The 16,421-nt window shown below is 62.3% G+C and carries 13 protein-coding genes and 1 tRNA gene; all 14 read left to right on the plus strand.

From position 1 onward, the window contains the following. Nucleotides 1-464, plus strand: a 464-nt coding sequence (locus METUNV1_RS10940) for an EF-Tu C-terminal domain-related protein (protein WP_043359735.1), incomplete at its 5' end; no start/stop codon positions are given. A gap of 45 nt (nucleotides 465-509) precedes the next feature. Beyond that, nucleotides 510-585 (plus strand) — tRNA-Trp (locus tag METUNV1_RS10945). Between the two features lie 55 nt (nucleotides 586-640). Beyond that, entirely contained in the window at nucleotides 641-994 is a 354-nt protein-coding gene (gene secE / locus METUNV1_RS10950) for a preprotein translocase subunit SecE (RefSeq protein ID WP_008061692.1), read from the plus strand. Then, nucleotides 991-1,524: a transcription termination/antitermination protein NusG gene (gene nusG / locus METUNV1_RS10955; protein ID WP_008061693.1), complete on the plus strand. Its 534-nt coding sequence runs from the start codon at nucleotides 991-993 to the stop codon at nucleotides 1,522-1,524. Before secE ends, nusG begins: the two co-directional genes overlap by 4 nt. A gap of 154 nt (nucleotides 1,525-1,678) precedes the next feature. Beyond that, nucleotides 1,679-2,110 (plus strand): 50S ribosomal protein L11, encoded by a 432-nt coding sequence (rplK, locus tag METUNV1_RS10960; RefSeq protein WP_008061694.1) that lies wholly within the window; start codon nucleotides 1,679-1,681, stop codon nucleotides 2,108-2,110. A 2-nt stretch (nucleotides 2,111-2,112) separates the two neighbouring features. Beyond that, nucleotides 2,113-2,805 (plus strand): 50S ribosomal protein L1, encoded by a 693-nt coding sequence (gene rplA, locus METUNV1_RS10965; RefSeq protein WP_008061695.1) that lies wholly within the window; start codon nucleotides 2,113-2,115, stop codon nucleotides 2,803-2,805. 258 nt (nucleotides 2,806-3,063) lie between these two features. Further along, on the plus strand, nucleotides 3,064-3,594 hold the full coding sequence (gene rplJ, locus METUNV1_RS10970; RefSeq protein ID WP_008061699.1) for a 50S ribosomal protein L10: 531 nt from the start codon (nucleotides 3,064-3,066) through the stop codon (nucleotides 3,592-3,594). Nucleotides 3,595-3,671: 77 nt separating this feature from the next. Then, nucleotides 3,672-4,052 (plus strand): 50S ribosomal protein L7/L12, encoded by a 381-nt coding sequence (rplL, locus tag METUNV1_RS10975; protein WP_008061700.1) that lies wholly within the window; start codon nucleotides 3,672-3,674, stop codon nucleotides 4,050-4,052. 343 nt (nucleotides 4,053-4,395) lie between these two features. Then, entirely contained in the window at nucleotides 4,396-8,472 is a 4,077-nt protein-coding gene (gene rpoB / locus METUNV1_RS10980; protein ID WP_008061701.1) for a DNA-directed RNA polymerase subunit beta, read from the plus strand. Nucleotides 8,473-8,529: 57 nt separating this feature from the next. Then, nucleotides 8,530-12,735, plus strand: coding sequence for a DNA-directed RNA polymerase subunit beta' (rpoC, locus tag METUNV1_RS10985; protein ID WP_008061702.1), 4,206 nt, complete (start codon nucleotides 8,530-8,532; stop codon nucleotides 12,733-12,735). A gap of 192 nt (nucleotides 12,736-12,927) precedes the next feature. Continuing rightward, a complete protein-coding gene (gene rpsL, locus METUNV1_RS10990) occupies nucleotides 12,928-13,305 on the plus strand; it encodes a 30S ribosomal protein S12 (protein WP_008061703.1) in 378 nt (125 codons plus the stop codon). A 25-nt stretch (nucleotides 13,306-13,330) separates the two neighbouring features. Next, a complete protein-coding gene (rpsG, locus tag METUNV1_RS10995; RefSeq protein ID WP_008061704.1) occupies nucleotides 13,331-13,801 on the plus strand; it encodes a 30S ribosomal protein S7 in 471 nt (156 codons plus the stop codon). A 66-nt stretch (nucleotides 13,802-13,867) separates the two neighbouring features. Further along, nucleotides 13,868-15,961, plus strand: a complete 2,094-nt coding sequence (gene fusA / locus METUNV1_RS11000) for an elongation factor G (protein ID WP_008061705.1) — start codon at nucleotides 13,868-13,870, stop codon at nucleotides 15,959-15,961. Nucleotides 15,962-15,983: 22 nt separating this feature from the next. Then, the coding region (locus METUNV1_RS11005; protein ID WP_043359737.1) for a GTP-binding protein at nucleotides 15,984-16,421 on the plus strand (438 nt) is incomplete at its 3' end.

Here is a 16,421-nt window from a genome sequence, read left to right on the forward strand (position 1 = left end):
AAGAAATCGAAATCGTCGGCATCAAGCCGACCGTGAAGACCACCTGCACCGGCGTGGAAATGTTCCGCAAGCTGCTGGATCAGGGTCAGGCAGGTGACAACGTGGGCGTGCTGCTGCGCGGCACCAAGCGTGAAGAAGTCGAGCGTGGCCAGGTGCTGGCCAAGCCGGGTTCGATCAAGCCGCACACCCACTTCACGGCCGAGATCTACGTGCTGTCGAAGGATGAAGGTGGTCGTCACACCCCGTTCTTCAACGGCTATCGCCCGCAGTTCTACTTCCGTACGACGGACGTGACCGGTGCGATCGATCTGCCGGAAGGCACCGAGATGGTGATGCCGGGTGACAACGTTTCGATCACGGTGAAGCTGATCGCCCCGATCGCGATGGAAGAAGGTCTGCGCTTCGCGATCCGCGAAGGCGGCCGCACCGTCGGCGCCGGCGTGGTTGCAAAGATCATCGAGTAAGTTGCGGTATCCCGGGCTGCGAAAGCGGCCCGGTTCGTGTTTTGCAGGGGCATAGCTCAATTGGCAGAGCGTCGGTCTCCAAAACCGAAGGTTGGGGGTTCGATTCCCTCTGCCCCTGCCACTCCGGTGGCCTAGCCGGGTAATTTTGCGGAGTGCGTGCGCACTTCCGGATATTCATGACCGACCAGCTGAAGTTTGCGCTGGCCATTGCCCTGCTGGTGGCGGGCGTGGCCGGCTTTTACGTTCTTTCCGACCAGATCATGGTGGTTCGCGTCCTGTCCGTGGTCGCGGGTCTGGCGGCGGGCGTCGCGGTCGCCTGGTACACCGAGCCCGGTCGTCGTTTCATCGTGTTCGCGAACGAGTCGGTGGCCGAGGCAAAGAAGGTGGCTTGGCCGAGTCGCAAGGAAACCTTGCAGACGACAGCCATCGTGTTCGGTTTCGTCGTGGTGATGGCGGTGTTCCTGTGGGTCACCGACAAGAGCCTCGAGTGGGTGTTGTACGACCTCATCCTGGGCTGGAAGAAATCATGAGCAAGCGTTGGTACGTTGTTCACGCCTACTCCGGCTTCGAGAAGTCGGTTCAGCGTGCGCTGACCGAGCGCATTGCGCGTTCGGGCATGCAGGACAAGTTCGGCCAGATTCTGGTGCCGGTCGAGGAAGTGATTGAAATGCGCGGCGGCCAGAAGGCCGTGTCCGAACGCAAGTTCTTCCCGGGCTACGTGCTGGTTGAAATGGACATGGACGAGGACAGCTGGCACCTCGTCAAGAGCACGCCGAAAGTGACCGGGTTTGTCGGCGGCTCCGCCAACAAGCCGACGCCGATTTCCGAAAAGGAAGTCGACAAGATCATGCAGCAGATGCAGGAAGGGGTGGAGAAGCCCCGTCCCAAGGTGCTCTTCGAAGTGGGTGAGCTGGTTCGGGTCAAGGAAGGCCCCTTCACCGACTTCAATGGTTCGGTCGAGAGCGTCAATTACGAAAAGAGTCGCCTGCATGTGTCGGTGACCATTTTCGGGCGCGCAACGCCGGTCGAACTCGAGTTTTCCCAGGTCGAGAAGGTCTGACCTGAAGAATTTGGCAGCGCCGCTGGCGCTGCCTGGTGCGCGGTACCGCCTCGGGTGGTGCCGCGCGATTGCTTTCCGGCGCCTCGGCGCCGGATGAGGAGTGGTCCGGCCCCCTCGGGGTGCGGTCACGCTATCACTCGCAACTGGAGTCATCATGGCGAAGAAAATCGTCGGCTACGTGAAGCTGCAAGTGCCGGCCGGCAAGGCGAACCCGTCGCCCCCGATCGGTCCCGCGCTCGGTCAGCGCGGTCTGAACATCATGGAGTTCTGCAAGGCGTTCAACGCGCAGACCCAGGGCATGGAGCCGGGTCTGCCGATCCCGGTGGTGATCACCGCCTATGCGGACAAGTCCTTCACCTTCGTGATGAAGTCGCCCCCGGCGACCATCCTGATCAAGAAGGCTGCCGGCATCACCAAGGGCTCGCCGAAGCCCCACACCGACAAGGTGGGCAAGGTCACCCGCGCCCAGCTTGAAGAAATCGTGAAGGTGAAGAACAAGGATCTGACCGCTGCCGATCTGGACGCCGCCGTCCGTACGATCGCCGGTTCTGCCCGCAGCATGGGCATCACGGTGGAGGGCCTGTAATCATGGCAAAGCTCTCGAAGCGTATTCAGGCGCTGCGCGCCAAGGTTGATCGCAATCGCGCCTACCCGCTGGCTGACGCGCTGGCGCTGGTCAAGGAAACCGCGAACGCCAAGTTCGACGAATCCGTCGATCTGGCCGTGAATCTGGGCATCGATGCCAAGAAGTCGGACCAGCTGGTGCGTGGTTCGGTCGTGCTGCCGGCCGGTACCGGCAAGAGCGTGCGCGTGGCCGTGTTCGCCCAGGGTGCCAAGGCTGAGGAAGCCAAGGCTGCCGGCGCCGATGTGGTCGGTTTCGACGATCTGGCAGCCCAGGTCAAGGAAGGCAATCTGAACTTCGACGTGGCGATCGCCACGCCGGACGCGATGCGTGTGGTCGGCGCGCTGGGCCAGATCCTGGGTCCGCGCGGCCTGATGCCGAACCCGAAGGTCGGCACCGTGACCATGGACGTGACCACTGCGGTCAAGAATGCCAAGGCCGGTCAGGTGCAGTACCGCACCGACAAGGGCGGCATCGTCCAGTGCACCGTGGGTCGTGCCTCCTTTACCCCGGAACAGCTGGAAACCAACATCAAGGCCCTGATCGACGCGCTGAACAAGGCACGTCCGGCAGCCGCCAAGGGTGTCTACCTGCGCAAGGTGTCGGTGACGACCACCATGGGCGTGGGCATCCGCGTCGACCAGGCGACGGTGCAGTGATTTTCACGCCCGGTACGCCGGGCGTCTGACAACAGTACTTTGGGCCGCTGCGGCCGGTATGGCGCAGCGGGTTGTCAAAGACCGCAGGTGCCCGCATGGGTCTAATGGCATGCATGTGCCGCCTGCGCAGATGGCGTTACCCGACACAGGACGGATGGTGTCCGCAAGGACGTTCTCTCTCCTGATACGGTCGCCGCAAGTGGTTGATCCGGAAGGCAGCGATGCCGGAAGGACGACTGTAATCATGGGAGCAAGACCTTGGCACTCAATCTCGATCAGAAGAAGGAAGTGGTTGCCGACGCGTCCGCCGCTGTTGCGGGCGCACAGGTAATCGTGATCGCCGAGAACAAAGGTCTGGAAGTGGGCGATGTGACCCGCTTGCGTGCTCAGGCTCGTGAACAGGGCGTCTACCTGCGTGTTCTGAAGAACACGCTGGCACGCCGCGCTGTCGCGGGCACCCCTTTCGAGGGGTTGGCGAAGGAAATGACCGGTCCGCTGCTTTACGGCATGTCGGCCGATCCGGTTTCGGCCGCGAAGGTCATTCAGGATTTCGCCAAGGGCAACGACAAGCTGGTGATTCGTGGTGGTGCACTGGCCAACTACGTCATGGACGCCGAAGGCGTCAAGGCGCTGGCCTCGATGCCGAGCCGCGAACAGCTGCTCGCCACCCTTCTGGGCACGATGCAGGCGCCGATCGCCAAGTTCGTTCAGACCCTCAACGAAGTTCCGGGCAAGTTCGTCCGGACCGTTGCGGCGCTGCGCGACGAACGCGAAAAGCAGTCCGCATAAGTTTTCAGCATCACCCCTCAGATCAAGCAAACCATCCGCGCGTACCCCTGTGTCGCGCATGAATCAGGAGTTTAGAAATGGCTGTTAGCAAGGAAGAAATCCTCGACGCGATCTCGGCGATGACCGTTCTCGAACTGTCGCAACTGATCAAGGACATGGAAGAGAAGTTCGGCGTGTCGGCTGCTGCCGCCGTTGCCGTGGCTGCCCCGGCTGCCGCTGGCGCCGCTGCCCCGGCCGCTGAAGAGAAGACCGAATTCACCGTCGTTCTGGCCGCTGCCGGCGAGAAGAAGGTTGAAGTCATCAAGGTCGTCCGCGCTGCCACCGGCCTGGGCCTGAAGGAAGCGAAGGACCTGGTTGACGGTGCTCCGAAGCCGGTCAAGGAAGGCATCGCCAAGGCTGACGCCGAAGCGCTGAAGAAGCAGCTGGAAGAAGCCGGCGCCAAGGTCGAACTGAAGTAATTCGACTCTGGTCCCGCGGGAGTGCGTGCCTCCGGGCACGCGCTCCCGTTGTCGTTTCAGAAGGAGCGGCAGAAGCAGCCGGAAACGCCTGGGAATACCAGGAAAACGCAGCCACGAACTGCCTTTTCCTTGTCTTCCGAAGCGATCACGGAAGACCGTCACCGGTCGAGCGAAAGTCCCGCCTCGGGTGTTCAACCCGCGCTTTCGCTGTCAGCCAGGGGTTGGTAGCGGCCAACCGCCGGTCACGCTGTCCTGATTGCATTCCGTGGTGAAACACGGGGCGGGCGCCGGGTGGCGCACGATCCGTTTTCCGCGGCCATCGCACTCTTTGTCCGGAGATTTCATGGCCTATACCTACACCGAGAAGAAGCGCATTCGCAAAAGCTTTGCGAAACGCGATGCGGTGCTCGACGTGCCTTTCCTGCTGGCCACCCAGCTGGAGTCCTACACCCAGTTCCTGCAGACCGATGTGCCGCTCGAGCACCGTCGCAACCAGGGCCTGCAGGCTGCCTTCACGTCGATCTTCCCGATCGTTTCGCACTCCGGCAATGCCCGCCTCGAGTTCGTGCACTACATGCTGGGCGAGCCGGCCTTCGACGTGAAGGAATGTCATCAGCGCGGCCTGACTTTCGCCAGCCCGCTGCGTGCCCGCGTGCGTCTGGTCATCATGGACCGCGAAGCACCGAAGGAAACCATCAAGGAAGTGAAGGAACAGGAAGTGTACATGGGCGAGATTCCGCTCATGACCACCACCGGCTCCTTCGTCATCAATGGCACCGAGCGTGTCATCGTCAGCCAGCTGCACCGCTCGCCCGGCGTGTTCTTCGAGCACGACCGCGGCAAGACCCACAGCTCGGGCAAGCTGCTGTTCTCGGCCCGCATCATTCCGTACCGTGGTTCCTGGCTCGATTTCGAATTCGACCCGAAGGACTACCTGTACTTCCGCGTGGACCGTCGCCGCAAGATGCCGGTGACCATCCTGCTGAAGGCCATCGGCATGACGCCGGAACAGATCCTCGCGACCTTCTTCGATTTCGACGGCTTCAATCTGTCCGCCAAGGGCGGCATCGAAATGAAGCTGATGCCGGAACGCCTGCGCGGCGAAATCGCCAAGTTCGACATCGTCGACAAGTCCGGCAAGACCGTGGTCGCCAAGGACAAGCGCATCACCGCCAAGCACATCCGTGAACTGGCCGAGTCGGGCACCGAATCCATCGTCGTGCCGGAAGACTTCCTGGTCGGCCGCGTCATCGCCACCCAGATCGTCGATCAGGACAGCGGCGAAATCCTGGCCAACGCCAACGACGAAATCACCGAAGACCTGCTGGCCAAGCTGTCGGCCGCCGGTGTCGGCGACATCAGCACGCTGTACACGAACGACCTGGACCGCGGCCCCTACATTTCGCAGACGCTGCGTACCGACGAAACCGCGGACCAGTGGTCGGCGCGCGTCGCCATCTACCGCATGATGCGTCCGGGCGAACCGCCCACGGAAGACGCGGTGGAAACGCTGTTCCACGGCCTGTTCTACTCGGAAGAGCGCTACGACCTGTCGGCGGTCGGCCGCATGAAGTTCAACCGTCGCGTCGGTCGCGACGAGATTGAGGGCGCCGCCACGCTGTCCAACGACGACATCGTCGATGTGATCCGCATTCTGGTGGACCTGCGCAACGGCAAGGGCGAGATCGACGATATCGATCACCTCGGCAACCGTCGTGTGCGTTCGGTCGGCGAGCTCGCAGAGAACCAGTTCCGCGCCGGTCTGGTGCGTGTCGAGCGTGCGGTGAAGGAACGCCTGTCGCAGGCCGAATCCGACAACCTGATGCCGCATGACCTGATCAACGCCAAGCCGATCTCGGCCGCGATCAAGGAGTTCTTCGGTTCCAGCCAGCTGTCGCAGTTCATGGACCAGACCAACCCGCTGTCGGAGATCACGCACAAGCGTCGTGTGTCCGCACTGGGCCCGGGCGGTCTGACCCGCGAGCGCGCAGGTTTCGAAGTGCGTGACGTGCACCCGACCCACTACGGCCGCGTGTGCCCGATCGAAACGCCGGAAGGCCCGAACATCGGTCTGATCAACTCGCTCGCGCTGTACGCCCGCACCAACAAGTACGGCTTCCTGGAAACGCCGTACCGCCGCGTGGATGCAGGTCGTGTGACCGACCAGATCGACTTCCTGTCGGCGATCGAGGAAGGCAAGTACGTGATCGCACAGGCGAACGCTTCGCTGGACGGCGAGGGCGCGCTGAGCGACGAACTGGTGTCCTGCCGTCACAAGGGCGAATTCATGCTGTCTACGCCCGACCAGGTCCAGTACATGGACATCGCGCCGGGCCAGATCGTGTCGGTCGCTGCGTCGCTGATTCCGTTCCTGGAGCACGACGATGCGAACCGTGCGCTGATGGGCGCCAACATGCAGCGTCAGGCCGTGCCCTGCCTGCGTCCGGAAAAGGCCTTCGTCGGTACCGGCATCGAGCGCACCGTGGCGGTCGACTCGGGTACCGCGGTGCAGGCGCTGCGGGGCGGCGTGGTTGACTACGTTGATGCCAGCCGTGTCGTGGTCCGCGTCAATGACGAGGAAACCGTCCCGGGTGAAGTCGGCGTCGACATCTACAACCTGGTCAAGTACACCCGCTCGAACCAGAACACCAACATCAACCAGCGTCCGGTCGTGAAGATCGGCGACATCATCGCCAAGGGCGACGTGGTGGCCGACGGCGCCTCGACCGACCTCGGCGAACTGGCCCTCGGCCAGAACATGCTGGTCGCCTTCATGCCGTGGAACGGCTACAACTTCGAGGATTCGATCCTGCTGTCCGAGCGCGTCGTCGCCGAAGACCGCTTCACGTCGATCCACATCGAAGAGCTGACCGTGGTCGCGCGCGACACCAAGCTCGGCCCCGAGGAAATCACCCGCGACATCGCGTCGCTCGGTGAAGCCCAGCTCGGCCGTCTGGACGAATCCGGCATCGTGTACATCGGCGCCGAAGTCGAAGCCGGCGACGTGCTGGTCGGCAAGGTGACGCCGAAGGGCGAAACCCAGCTGACGCCGGAAGAGAAGCTGCTGCGCGCCATCTTCGGCGAGAAGGCTTCGGACGTGAAGGACACCTCGCTGCGCGTGCCGTCCGGCATGAACGGCACGGTGATCGACGTGCAGGTGTTCACCCGTGAAGGCATCGAGCGCGACAAGCGCGCGCAGAGCATCATCGACGACATGCTGCGCGGCTACCGCCAGGATCTGGGCGACCAGATGCGCATCGTCGAGCGCGACACTTTCGCCCGTATCGAGCGTCTGCTGATCGGTCGCGTCGCCAACGGCGGTCCGAAGCGTCTGGCCAAGGGTGCGACCATCACGCGCGAATACCTGGACGGCGTCGAGCCGCACAGCTGGTTCGACATCCGCATGGCCGAAGAGGACATCGCGGCGCAGCTGGAAAGCCTGCGTGAATCGCTGGAAAAGACCCGCACCGACTTCGACCTCGCCTTCGAGCTGAAGAAGAAGAAGCTCACCCAGGGCGACGAGCTGCCGCCGGGCGTGCAGAAGATGGTCAAGGTCTATCTGGCCGTGAAGCGTCGCCTGCAGCCGGGTGACAAGATGGCCGGCCGCCACGGCAACAAGGGTGTGGTGTCCAAGATCACGCCGATCGAAGACATGCCCTACATGGAAGACGGCACTTCGGTCGACATCGTGCTGAACCCGCTGGGCGTGCCGTCGCGGATGAACATCGGCCAGATCCTGGAAACCCACCTCGGCATGGCCGCGCGCGGTCTGGGCAAGAAGATCGACGCCATGCTGCGCCGTCAGGCCAACATCGCCGAACTGCGTGCCTTCCTGGACGAGATCTACAACCGCAGCGGCAGCGCCGAAGACATCGGTTCGCTGAACGACGGCGAAGTGATGGAACTGGCCAGCAACCTGAAGCATGGCGTGCCGTTCGCAACGCCGGTGTTCGACGGTGCGCACGAAGCCGAAATCCGCCGCATGCTGGAACTGGCCGACATGCCGGCCGGCGGTCAGATGACGCTGTACGACGGCCGCACCGGCGAAGCCTTCGAGCGCCAGGTCACCGTGGGTTATATGCACGTGCTGAAGCTGCATCACCTGGTCGACGACAAGATGCACGCCCGTTCGACCGGCCCGTACTCGCTGGTGACCCAGCAGCCGCTGGGCGGCAAGGCGCAGTTCGGTGGTCAGCGTTTCGGTGAGATGGAAGTGTGGGCGCTGGAAGCCTACGGCGCCTCCTACACGCTGCAGGAAATGCTCACCGTGAAGTCCGATGACGTGACCGGCCGTACCAAGGTCTATGAAAACATCGTCAAGGGCGAGCACAAGATCGACGCCGGCATGCCGGAGTCGTTCAACGTGCTGGTGAAGGAAATCCGGTCTCTGGCCATCGACATTGATTTGGAGCGGTTCTAGGACTGGGCGCGAAAGCGTTCCGCCTAGCCCCTAGCCACTAGCCCCAAAGGAGTTGCCATGAAAGCATTGCTGGATCTTTTCAAGCAGGTCACGCAGGAAGAAGAGTTCGACGCGATCACCATCGGTCTCGCGTCGCCGGACAAGATCCGTTCCTGGTCCTACGGCGAAGTCAAGAAGCCGGAAACCATCAACTACCGCACCTTCAAGCCGGAGCGGGATGGTCTGTTCTGCGCCAAGATATTCGGCCCGGTCAAGGATTACGAGTGCCTGTGCGGCAAGTACAAGCGCCTGAAGCACCGCGGCGTCATCTGCGAGAAGTGCGGCGTTGAAGTCACGCTGTCCAAGGTGCGTCGCGAGCGCATGGGCCATATCGAGCTGGCCAGCCCGACCGCGCACATCTGGTTCCTGAAGTCGCTGCCGTCGCGTCTGGGCATGGTGCTCGACATGACGCTGCGCGACATCGAGCGCGTTCTGTATTTCGAAGGCTATGTCGTCGTCGATCCGGGCATGACGCCGCTGAACCGCGGCCAGCTGCTGTCCGAAGATGACTACCTGGCCAAGGTCGAGGAGTACGGTGACGACTTCACCGCGTTCATGGGTGCGGAAGGCGTGCGCGGCATGCTGCGTTCGCTCGACCTGAATCGTGAAGTCGAGAAGCTTCGCGGCGAGCTGGAAGCGACCAGCTCCGAAGCGAAGATGAAGAAGATTTCCAAGCGTCTGAAGATTCTGGAAGGCTTCCAGCATTCGGGCATCAAGCCCGAGTGGATGATTCTGGAAGTGCTGCCGGTGCTGCCGCCGGACCTGCGTCCGCTGGTGCCGCTGGACGGCGGCCGCTTCGCGACCTCGGATCTGAACGACCTGTACCGCCGCGTCATCAACCGCAACAACCGCCTGAAGCGTCTGCTCGAACTGAAGGCGCCTGAAATCATCGTGCGCAACGAAAAGCGCATGCTGCAGGAAGCGGTGGATTCGCTGCTCGACAACGGCCGTCGCGGCAAGGCGATGACCGGCGCCAACAAGCGTCCGCTCAAGTCGCTGGCCGACATGATCAAGGGCAAGGGCGGTCGTTTCCGTCAGAACCTGTTGGGCAAGCGCGTCGACTACTCGGGCCGTTCGGTCATCGTGGTCGGTCCGCAGCTCAAGCTGCACCAGTGCGGCCTGCCGAAGAAGATGGCGCTCGAGCTGTTCAAGCCCTTCATCTTCAACAAGCTCGAACTGAACGGCATGGCGACCACCATCAAGGCCGCCAAGAAGCTGGTTGAGCAGGAAGTGCCGGAAGTGTGGGACATCCTCGAAGAGGTGATCCGCGAACATCCGGTCATGCTGAACCGCGCGCCGACGCTGCACCGTCTCGGCATCCAGGCGTTCGAACCGACCCTGATCGAAGGCAAGGCCATCCAGCTGCACCCGCTGGTCTGCGTGGCATTCAACGCCGACTTCGACGGTGACCAGATGGCCGTCCACGTGCCGCTGTCGCTGGAAGCGCAGATGGAAGCGCGCACGCTGATGCTGGCGTCGAACAACGTGCTGTCGCCCGCCAACGGCGAGCCGATCATCGTGCCGTCGCAGGACATCGTGCTCGGCCTGTACTACGCCACCCGCGCCAAGATCAACGGCAAGGGCGAAGGCATGATGTTCGCGAACGTGAACGAAATGCGCCGCGCCTACGAAAACGGCTTCGTCGAACTGCACTCGAAGGTGTCGGTGCGCATCCGCGAAGTCGAAGTCGTCGATGGAGAGAAGCGCGAGAAGATCACGCGCTACGACACCACGGTCGGTCGCGCCATGCTGGCAGAAATCCTGCCGCCGGGCCTGCCGTTCTCGGTGCTCGACAAGCCGCTGAAGAAGAAGGAAATCTCGAAGCTGGTGAACCACAGCTTCCGTCGCTGCGGCCTGCGCGAAACCGTCATCTTCGCCGACAAGCTGATGCAGTCGGGCTTCGCACTGGCCACCCGCGCCGGCATCTCGATCGCGGTGAAGGACATGCTGGTGCCGGACGCCAAGCACACCATCATCGGTGCGGCCGAAGCGGAAGTGAAGGAAATCGCCCAGCAGTACACCTCGGGTCTGGTGACCGACGGCGAACGCTACAACAAGGTGGTGGATATCTGGGGTCGTGCCGGTGATCAGGTGGCGAAGGCCATGATGGACCAGCTCGGTCAGGAAGACACGATCGACCGCAACGGCAACACGGTGAAGCAGGAGTCGTTCAACTCCATCTACATGATGGCCGACTCCGGTGCCCGCGGTTCCGCTGCCCAGATCCGTCAGCTGGCCGGCATGCGGGGCCTGATGGCGAAGCCGGACGGCTCCATCATCGAAACGCCGATCACGACCAACTTCCGCGAAGGTCTGAACGTTCTTCAGTACTTCATCTCGACCCACGGTGCCCGCAAGGGTCTGGCCGATACGGCGTTGAAGACCGCGAACTCCGGTTACCTGACCCGTCGTCTGGTCGACGTGACCCAGGATCTGGTGGTGACCGAGGACGACTGCGGCACGACCGAAGGTTTCGTGATGAAGGCGCTGGTCGAGGGTGGTGAAGTGATCGAGCCGTTGCGCGAGCGCGTGCTGGGTCGCGTGACGGCCGCTGACGTGGTCAATCCTGAAACCCAGGAAACCGTGATTTTCGCCGGCGAGCTGATCGACGAAGACCGTTGTGACCTGATGGATTCGCTTGGCGTCGATGAAGTGAAGGTGCGTACACCGCTGACCTGCGAAACCCGTTACGGCCTGTGCGCCCAGTGCTACGGTCGCGATCTCGGCCGTGGCCAGATCGTGAATGCTGGCGAGGCTGTCGGTGTGATTGCTGCGCAGTCGATCGGTGAGCCGGGCACGCAGCTGACCATGCGTACCTTCCACGTCGGTGGTGCGGCTTCTCGGGCGGCAGCCGCCAGCGGCGTCGAAGCGAAGAGCGCCGGTGTGGTGCGCTTCACGCAGAACATGCGTTACGTGACGAGCGCCAAGAACGAGAAGATCGTGATCGCACGCAGTGCCGAAGTCATCATCACCGATGACCACGGCCGCGAGCGCGAGCGTCACAAGGTGCCGTACGGTGCGACGCTGCAGGTGGACGAGGCCCAGACCATCAAGGCCGGTACGGGACTGGCGACCTGGGATCCGCACACCCGCCCGATCATTACCGAGTACTCGGGCATCGTGAAGTTCGAGCACGTCGAAGAAGGCGTGACCGTGGCCAAGCAGGTCGATGACGTGACCGGCCTGACCACGCTGGTGGTCATCGACCCGAAGCGTCGCAGCTCCAGCACCAAGGGTCTGCGTCCGCAGGTGAAGCTGCTGACCGAGTCGGGCGACGAAGTGAAGATCGCCGGTACCGACACGCCGGTGTCCATCACCTTCCAGGTGGGCTGCATCATCACGGTGAAGGATGGTCAGGCGGTTTCGGTGGGTGACGTGCTGGCACGCATCCCGCAGGAGTCGGCCAAGACCCGCGACATTACCGGCGGTCTGCCGCGCGTGGCCGAGCTGTTTGAAGCCCGTTCGCCGAAGGACGCCGGCCTGCTGGCCGAAGTCACCGGTACGGTGTCGTTCGGCAAGGACACCAAGGGCAAGCAGCGTCTGGTCATCACCGAGCCTGACGGCACGGTGAACGAGTTCCTGATCCCGAAGGACAAGCACGTAACGGTGCACGACGGTCAGGTGGTGAACAAGGGCGAAGTGATCGTCGACGGCGCAGTCGAGCCGCACGACATCCTGCGTCTGAAGGGCGTCGAGGAACTGGCGCGCTACATCATCGACGAGGTGCAGGACGTGTACCGTCTGCAGGGCGTGAAGATCAACGACAAGCACATCGAGGTGATCGTCCGCCAGATGCTGCGTCGCGTGGTCATCATCGACGCGGGTGATTCGAAGTTCATCCGTGAAGAGCAGGTCGAGCGTTCGGAAGTGCTGGACGAGAACGATCGTCTGGTCGCCGAAGGCAAGCGCCCGGCCGAGTACCAGTACATGCTGCTCGGTATCACCAAGGCCTCGCTGTCGACCGATTCGTTCATCTCCGCCGCTTCCTTCCAGGAAACGACGCGCGTGCTGACCGAGGCGGCCATCATGGGCAAGCGCGACGAACTGCGCGGCCTGAAGGAAAACGTCATCGTCGGTCGCCTGATTCCGGCCGGTACCGGTCTGGCTTACCACCGGACCCGCCGTGCTCAGGCTTCCGGGGACGATGCCGCTGCCGCGGATCGCCTGCTGTTCGGCGACGATCCGGTGACCGCCGAAGCCGATGCCGGTGAGGCGCAGCAGTAAGTAGTCTGAGTGTTGCAGTCCGGATCAGCCCAAGGTAGCCAGCACGGTGCCCAGGGTTGACCCGGTTGTTTTTATGTGCCTATAATCCGGCCTCTTTGTGGGTCCGCCAACCGTAGCGGGCCCGAGGCGAACGAGTCACGGAGGCGGGCCACTGGATAGGCGTCGCCTCCGGTCTTTTGGAATCTCGAAAAAATGCCAACCATCAATCAGCTTGTACGCAAGCCGCGCACTTCGCCGGTAAGCAAGTCCAAGGTGCCGGCTCTCGAAGCTTGCCCGCAAAAGCGTGGTGTCTGCACCCGCGTCTATACGACGACCCCGAAGAAGCCGAACTCGGCGCTGCGTAAGGTCGCCAAGGTTCGTCTGACCAACGGTTTCGAAGTCATTTCGTACATCGGCGGTGAAGGCCACAACCTGCAGGAACACTCGGTCGTGCTGATCCGCGGTGGTCGTGTGAAGGATCTTCCGGGTGTCCGCTACCACATCGTTCGCGGTTCGCTGGATCTTCAGGGTGTGAAGGACCGGAAGCAGTCCCGTTCGAAGTACGGCGCCAAGCGTCCGAAGAAAGCGTAACAGCAGAGATTGAGGGGTAAAGAATATGCCGCGTCGTCGCGAAGTACCGAAGCGTGACATCCTGCCGGATCCGAAGTTCGGCAGTGTTGATCTGTCCAAGTTTGTCAATGTGCTGATGTCCGCCGGCAAGAAGTCGGTTGCGGAGCGCATTGTTTATGGCGCCTTCGACCAGATCAAGGCCAAGAGTGGCAAGGATCCGCTCGAGGTGTTTGCCCAGGCGATCAACAACGTGAAGCCGGTTGTTGAAGTGAAGAGCCGTCGCGTGGGTGGTGCCAACTATCAGGTGCCGGTTGAAGTCCGTCCGTCCCGTCGCATGGCGCTGTCGATGCGCTGGCTGCGCGAAGCCGCCCGCAAGCGTTCGGAAAAGTCGATGGGCCTGCGTCTTGCGGCTGAGCTGCTTGAAGCGGCTGAAGGTCGGGGCGCTGCGATGAAGAAGCGCGACGAAGTTCACCGGATGGCTGACGCGAACAAGGCGTTCTCGCACTTCCGCTTCTGATTCAAAGATTTGCTTAATTGACCTGGCCGCCACTTGTGGCGGCCTCTTGTTTCAAAGGACTGTATCGTGGCACGCAAGACACCGATCGAGCGCTACCGGAACATCGGCATTTCGGCGCACATTGACGCTGGCAAGACGACGACGACCGAGCGGATTCTTTACTACACCGGCGTCAATCACAAGCTGGGCGAAGTGCACGACGGCGCAGCCACGACGGACTGGATGGAGCAGGAGCAGGAGCGTGGCATCACCATCACCTCGGCTGCCGTGACCACCTTCTGGAAGGGCATGGGCGGCAACTTCCCCGAGCACCGCGTCAACATCATCGACACCCCGGGCCACGTTGACTTCACCATTGAAGTCGAGCGCTCGATGCGCGTGCTGGATGGCGCCTGCATGGTCTATTGCGCGGTGGGTGGCGTTCAGCCCCAGTCGGAAACGGTGTGGCGTCAGGCCAACAAGTACGGCGTGCCGCGTCTGGCCTTCGTGAACAAGATGGACCGTACCGGCGCCAACTTCTTCAAGGTCTATGAGCAGCTGAAGACGCGTCTGAGCGCCAATCCGGTGCCGGTCGTGATCCCCATCGGCGCGGAAGAGAACTTCAAGGGTGTCGTCGATCTGATCAAGATGAAGGCGATCATTTGGGATGAGGCCTCGCAGGGCATCAAGTTTGCCTACGAAGACATCCCTGCCGATCTGCAGGCAACTGCCGAAGAATGGCGCGAAAAGATGGTCGAGGCCGCCGCCGAGTCCGGCGAAGAGATGATGAACAAGTACCTGGAAAGCGGTGAGCTGACCGAGGCTGACATCATTCAGGGTCTGCGCACCCGCACCATCGCCGGCGAAATCCAGCCGATGCTGTGCGGTACCGCCTTCAAGAACAAGGGTGTGCAGCGCATGCTGGACGCCGTGGTCGAATTCCTGCCGTCGCCGGTCGATATTCCGCCGGTCAAGGGTCTGGGCGAGAACGAAGAGCAGGTCGAGCGCAAGGCGGCGGACGACGAGAAGTTCTCCGCGCTGGCGTTCAAGCTGATGTCCGACAAGTACGTCGGTCAGCTCACCTTCATTCGCGTGTACTCCGGTGTGCTGAAGTCTGGCGATACGGTGTACAACCCGGTCAAGGGCAAGAAGGAGCGTATCGGCCGTCTGGTCCAGATGCATGCGAACGATCGCCAGGAGATCGAAGAAGTGCGCGCTGGCGACATCGCGGCAGCGATCGGTCTGCAGTCGGTCACTACCGGCGAAACGCTGTGCGATCCGGATGCGGAAGTGACGCTCGAGCGCATGGAGTTCCCGGAGCCGGTGATTCACGTCGCGGTGGAGCCGAAGACGAAGGGCGATCAGGAAAAGATGGGCCTGGCGCTGGGTCGTCTGGCGCAGGAAGATCCGTCTTTCCGCGTGCGCACCGATGAAGAGTCCGGTCAGACCGTGATTTCGGGTATGGGCGAACTCCACCTCGAAATCATCGTGGATCGCATGAAGCGCGAGTTCGGCGTCGAAGCGAACGTCGGTGCGCCGCAGGTGGCCTACCGCGAAGCCGTGCGCAAGGCGGTCGAGCAGGAAGGCAAGTTCGTCAAGCAGTCCGGTGGTCGCGGTCAGTACGGCCATGTCTGGATCAAGCTGGAGCCGAACGAAGCGGGCAAGGGTTACGAATTCGTCGACGCGATCAAGGGCGGTACCGTCCCGCGCGAATTCATCCCGGCGGTCGATAAGGGCCTTCAGGAAACGCTGCCGAATGGCGTGCTGGCCGGCTTCCCGGTTGTCGATGTCAAGGTGACGCTGTTCGACGGTTCCTACCACGACGTCGATTCGAACGAAAACGCGTTCAAGATGGCTGCCTCTATGGCCTTCAAGGATGCGATGCGCAAGGCCAGCCCGGTTCTGCTCGAACCGATGATGGCTGTGGAAGTGGAGACGCCGGAAGACTACATGGGCAACGTCATGGGCGACCTTTCGGGTCGTCGTGGCATCGTCCAGGGCATGGAAGATCTGCCGGGCGGCATCAAGGCGATCAAGGCGGAAGTTCCGCTGGCCGCCATGTTCGGCTACTCGACCACGCTGCGCTCGCTGAGCCAGGGTCGTGCGACCTACTCGATGGAATTCAAGCATTACGCGGAAGCGCCCAAGAACGTCGCTGACGCCATCATCAACAAGAAGTAATCAGTAATCAGAGGCTAGAGAAATGGCAAAGGGAAAGTTTGAGCGCACCAAGCCGCACGTGAACGTGGGCACGATTGGTCACGTTGACCATGGCAAGACGACGCTGACGGCGGCGATCACGACGATTCTGTCGTCGAAGTTCGGCGGTGAGGCGAAGGCCTACGACCAGATTGATGCGGCGCCGGAAGAGAAGGCTCGCGGCATCACGATCAACACTGCGCACGTCGAGTACGAAACGGCCACCCGCCACTACGCGCACGTTGATTGCCCGGGTCACGCCGATTACGTGAAGAACATGATTACCGGTGCGGCGCAGATGGACGGCGCGATTCTGGTGTGCTCGGCCGCTGACGGCCCGATGCCGCAGACCCGCGAGCACATCCTGCTGGCCCGTCAGGTCGGTGTGCCGTACATCGTGGTGTTCCTGAACAAGTGCGACATGGTCGACGACGCCGAACTG

This window comes from Methyloversatilis universalis FAM5 (assembly GCF_000214035.2).
Lineage (GTDB): Bacteria > Pseudomonadota > Gammaproteobacteria > Burkholderiales > Rhodocyclaceae > Methyloversatilis > Methyloversatilis universalis.

What these genes read in the sequence shown, in the direction of transcription:
- nusG (WP_008061693.1), top strand. Translation starts at nt 991, where the DNA reads ATGAGCAAGCGTTGGTACGTTGTTCACGCCTACTCCGGCTTCGAGAAG.
- rpsL (WP_008061703.1), top strand. Translation starts at nt 12,928, where the DNA reads ATGCCAACCATCAATCAGCTTGTACGCAAGCCGCGCACTTCGCCGGTA.
- secE (WP_008061692.1), top strand. Translation starts at nt 641, where the DNA reads ATGACCGACCAGCTGAAGTTTGCGCTGGCCATTGCCCTGCTGGTGGCG.
- rplA (WP_008061695.1), top strand. Translation starts at nt 2,113, where the DNA reads ATGGCAAAGCTCTCGAAGCGTATTCAGGCGCTGCGCGCCAAGGTTGAT.
- rpsG (WP_008061704.1), top strand. Translation starts at nt 13,331, where the DNA reads ATGCCGCGTCGTCGCGAAGTACCGAAGCGTGACATCCTGCCGGATCCG.
- rplL (WP_008061700.1), top strand. Translation starts at nt 3,672, where the DNA reads ATGGCTGTTAGCAAGGAAGAAATCCTCGACGCGATCTCGGCGATGACC.
- rpoC (WP_008061702.1), top strand. Translation starts at nt 8,530, where the DNA reads ATGAAAGCATTGCTGGATCTTTTCAAGCAGGTCACGCAGGAAGAAGAG.
- rplK (WP_008061694.1), top strand. Translation starts at nt 1,679, where the DNA reads ATGGCGAAGAAAATCGTCGGCTACGTGAAGCTGCAAGTGCCGGCCGGC.
- rpoB (WP_008061701.1), top strand. Translation starts at nt 4,396, where the DNA reads ATGGCCTATACCTACACCGAGAAGAAGCGCATTCGCAAAAGCTTTGCG.